Consider the following 4206-nt stretch of genomic DNA (forward strand, 5'->3'; position numbering starts at 1 on the left):
TGGCTCGAGGACGACAACTCGGCCCAGACGAAGGCGTGGGTCGAGGCACAGAACGCCGTCACGTTCGGGTACCTCGAGACCATTCCGTTCCGCGACGCCTTGCGGGCGCGGCTCGATGTGTTGCAGGACTACCCGAAGTACACGGCGCCGTCGCGGCGCGCCACGCGCTACTTCTTCACGAAGAACGCCGGCCTGCAGGAACAGTCGGTCCTCTACACCCAGGTCGGACTCGAGGGGACGCCCGAGGTACTCCTCGATCCCAACACGTTCGCGAAGGATGGGACCTCACGGCTGACGACGTTCTCGCCCTCCAGGGATGGCAAGTACGCCGTCTACGGCGTCTCGCGGTCCGGATCCGACTGGCAGGACTACCTGGTCATCGACCTCGCCACGAAGAAGACGCTCGCCGACAAGGTCGAGTGGGTCAAGGTGTCGGGCGTCGCGTGGCGCGGCCGGGGGTTCTTCTACAGCCGCTACCCCGCGCCGCGGCCGGGCCAGGCGCTGTCGGGACGCAACGAGGACCATCGCGTCTACTTCCACACCATCGGCACGCCGCAGTCGGCCGACACGCTCGTCTACGAGGATGCGAAGAACCCGCAGCGGTTCCACGGTGTCCGCACGACCGACGACGAGCGATTCGCGATCCTGACGGTGTCCGACCGCGGCAAGGGCAAGAAGGGCAACGCGGTGTTCGTCCGCGATTTCTCCAGGAACGAGACGACCTTCAAGCCGCTCGTCGCCGAGATCGGTGACGACAGCTTCGGTGTCGTCGACAACGTGGGCGGGATGCTGCTGGTCGAGACCGATCACGGCGCCCCCAACGGGCGCGTCGTCCTCGTCGATCCCGACAATCCGGCGGAAGCGAACTGGAAGACCGTGATCGCGGAACGCGCCGAGCCGCTCCAGAACGCCTCGACGGCCGGCGGCAAGCTCTTCCTGACCTACCTGAAGGACGCCTCGACGCGCGCGTACGTCCATGCCCTCGACGGGACGCTCGAGCACGAGATCGCGCTGCCCGGCATCGGCTCGGCCAGTGGCTTCGGCGGGGAGCGCGACGACACCGCGGTGTTCTACACCTACAGCTCGTACGAGACGCCGGCGAGCATCTACCGCTACGACATCGCGACGAAGAAGAGCACGGTCTTCCGCGCGCCGGAGATCAAGGGCTACGACCCGAGCCGCTTCGAGACGAGGCAGGTCTTCTACACGAGCAAGGACGGCACGAAGGTGCCCATGTTCGTCGTGCACCGCAGGGGCCTCGCGCTCGACGGCTCGAACCCGACGGTGCTGTACGCGTATGGCGGCTTCAACATCTCGCAGACGCCCTCGTTCAGCCCGTCACGCATCGCCCTGCTCGAACAGGGGGTCGTCTACGCGGTGGCGAACCTGCGCGGCGGCGGCGAGTACGGCGAACGCTGGCACGAGGCAGGCACGAAGCTGAAGAAGCAGAACGTGTTCGACGACTTCATCGCCGCTGCCGAGTGGCTCATCGCGAACAAGTACACCTCGGCCGACCGCCTGGCCGCCCAGGGCGGCTCGAACGGCGGGCTGCTGGTCGGGGCCGTCATCAACCAGCGCCCAGACCTGTTCCGGGTGGCGTTCCCGCAGGTCGGCGTGATGGACATGCTCCGCTTCCACACGTTCACGATCGGCTGGAACTGGATTGCCGACTACGGGTCGAGCGACAACGCCGACGAGTTCAAGGCCCTGCGCGCCTACTCGCCACTGCACAACATCAAGGCCGGTGCGCGCTATCCATCGACGCTGATCACGACAGCCGATCACGACGACCGCGTCGTGCCGGCGCACTCGTTCAAGTACGCCGCCACGCTGCAGGCCCTGGCCAGCCCCGAGCGCCCCGCGCTCATCCGCATCGAGACCGCGTCGGGTCACGGCGCGAGCAACGTCTCGAAGATGCTCGACACGAACGCCGACCTCTACGCGTTCCTCTTCCACCAGATGGGGATCACACCGAAGGTCGTCGCGTCGCACTGATCGACACGGAAACAGGAGGGACGCGTGGGCCGTGTCGCCCGGGCGTCCTCGGCGAGCGCCGCATCGAACGACCGGTCGCTCGGCGCGAAGTCAAGGAGAATGGGCATGTCGCTTCCTCATGCTGAACACCGCACCCTGCAGTTCGACGGCGGGCAGGCCGTCGGCTCGACCTACCAGTGGCCGGGCGGGCAGTACTGCGCGATTCACACGTCCAACGGCCTCGTCGGTTGCGGCATCTACGACATTCGCTCGGCGAACGAGTTCAGCCTCGCCGTGGCGATCGCCCGAGGCACGCCAGCCGTACCGCTGCGCGAGCCAGAGGATCTCTTCGGCGCGACGATCCTGGAAGTGAGCCACGCGGCCGCAGCCCTGGGCGTGACACCGGGCATGACGGGGCGCGAAGCGGTCGAGAGGTTGCTCGTCGCGAAGTAGAGAGCGCCCGGTCACCGCTTGTGGATCGTCGGCGGCATGCGGATCCTGTCCCTCGCTCTTTGTGGGCTCGCCGTCACGCTGACGACCCAGCCCCCCACCGCGATTCGCCCACCCTGGACGTGGCGGAGGTACCCACCACGTCCAGTACCCCGGGCGCGGCTTGACCCCCCCAAATCGTCGGACATACACTCCGCGGAGACGGCGGAGAGCGCCGTGCACCTGCCCCCTGGCCGAGACCCTCGATGACTACACGCACATTCGCTGGCCTGATCGTGTTCGCCCTGACTCTGGCACCCCTTGGCGCTCAGGCCCCCGCGGGCAAGGTGGAGTTGAAGCTGTCGCTCCCGAAGCCCATGTTCATCGGCACGCCCACCAACATCAAGAGTGCCAACCTCGAGGTGTCCGGCAAGTCGCGCGGGCCGTTCTACGTGCCGAAGGGCACCGTCCTGCTGTCGCAGAAGAAGACGGTCACGTCGAGCGACTCGCAGCCGGTCATCGGCGACCTCGACATGATCACCGATGGCCAGAAGGCGGGCGGCGACGGCTACTTCGTCGAACTCGGGCCCGGGGCGCAGTGGGTGCAGATCGATCTCGGCGCCTCGCACCCGCTGTCGGCCATCCTCCTGTGGCACTACCACACCCAGGCGCGCGTCTATCGCGACGTCATCGTCCAGGTCTCGAACGACGCGTCGTTCAAGACCGGCGTGGTGACGGTGTTCAACAACGACCACGACAACTCGTCGAAGCTGGCCCAGGGCAAGGACAAGGAGTACATCGAGGTCGCCGAGGGGCGGCTGATCGATCCACAGGGGGCTCGTGGCCGGTACGTCCGGCTGTACTCCCGCGGGAACACGACGAACGATCTGAACCACTACGTCGAGGTCGAGGTCTACGGCCTGCCCAAGTGACCCGGGCGTCGTTCGGCGCCCTGCTCGCCATCGCGCTCGTCGTTGGCCTCGCACTGCGGTTGGCGAGGCTCGACGAGCGACCGATGCACCATGACGAGGCGAACCAGGCCGTCAAGTTCGGCGCGCTGCTCGAACGCGGCGAGTACCGCTACGACGCGCTCGACCATCACGGGCCGACCCTCTACTACCTGACCCTGCCGGCCGCGTGGCTGCGCGGCCAGCCCACCCTGGCCGCCCTCGACGAGCGCACCCTCCGCGGCGTGACGGCCGCCTTCGGGGCGGCGACCATCCTCGTGCTGGCCTGGCTGTCGGCCGGCATCGGACGGACGGCCGCCGCTGCCGGCGCCTGGTTGATGGCGCTCTCGCCCGCGATGGTCTTCTACTCGCGGATGTACATCCAGGAAGCGCTCTTCGCCTGCTTCACGCTGGCGTTCGTGGCCGGCGTCGGGCGTGTCGCGACCGGAGGCGGCACGGCCTGGTTCGTCCTGGCCGGCGTCGCCGCGGGGCTCGCCGCCGCCACCAAGGAGACGGCGGTCATCGTGCTGCCCGTGGCGCTCGTCGCGAGTGCCGTCGCCGGCCGATCGCTCGGAACCACGCCGTGGCCGCACCCGTTGGCCGATCCGCGCCGTCGACGAGCCGCGCTCGCGAGCGCGATGTTGGCGGTTGGCGTGGCGGGCCTCTTCTATTCGTCGTTCCTCACCTCGCCAGGCAGCCTCCTCGAGCCGTTCCGTGGCGCCGGGACCTATCTCGATCGCGGCGTCAACCCGGCCGACCATGCGCAGCCCTGGAGCTACTACCTCCGGCTGCTTGCCTACCGCTCGTCGCAGGGCGTGACGTGGAGCGAAGGACTCGTGCTGGTGCTTGCCGCGAT

Annotated in this window: 4 protein-coding genes; all 4 read left to right on the forward strand. The window is 68.0% G+C overall.

The features are described 5' to 3' along the window. Nucleotides 1-1995, forward strand: a 1995-nt coding sequence (locus ACIRDX_RS21095) for a prolyl oligopeptidase family protein (RefSeq protein WP_396627407.1), incomplete at its 5' end; no start/stop codon positions are given. Between the two features lie 24 nt (nt 1996-2019). Then, complete coding sequence (locus ACIRDX_RS21100; protein WP_396627408.1) at nt 2020-2427, forward strand: DUF1805 domain-containing protein; 408 nt, start codon at nt 2020-2022, stop codon at nt 2425-2427. A gap of 242 nt (nt 2428-2669) precedes the next feature. Beyond that, entirely contained in the window at nt 2670-3335 is a 666-nt protein-coding gene (locus tag ACIRDX_RS21105; RefSeq protein WP_396627409.1) for a hypothetical protein, read from the forward strand. Further along, nucleotides 3332-4206 (forward strand): glycosyltransferase family 39 protein (locus ACIRDX_RS21110; RefSeq protein ID WP_396627410.1); only part of this gene is annotated, 875 nt, incomplete at its 3' end. The genes ACIRDX_RS21105 and ACIRDX_RS21110, both read left to right, overlap by 4 nt.

The sequence above is a fragment of the Luteitalea sp. genome (assembly GCF_044337415.1).
Classification (GTDB): domain Bacteria; phylum Acidobacteriota; class Vicinamibacteria; order Vicinamibacterales; family Vicinamibacteraceae; genus Luteitalea.

Bases quoted from the DNA above. Each gene is read 5' to 3' on its own strand.
- ACIRDX_RS21105 (WP_396627409.1), top strand. From the start codon at position 2,670: ATGACTACACGCACATTCGCTGGCCTGATCGTGTTCGCCCTGACTCTG.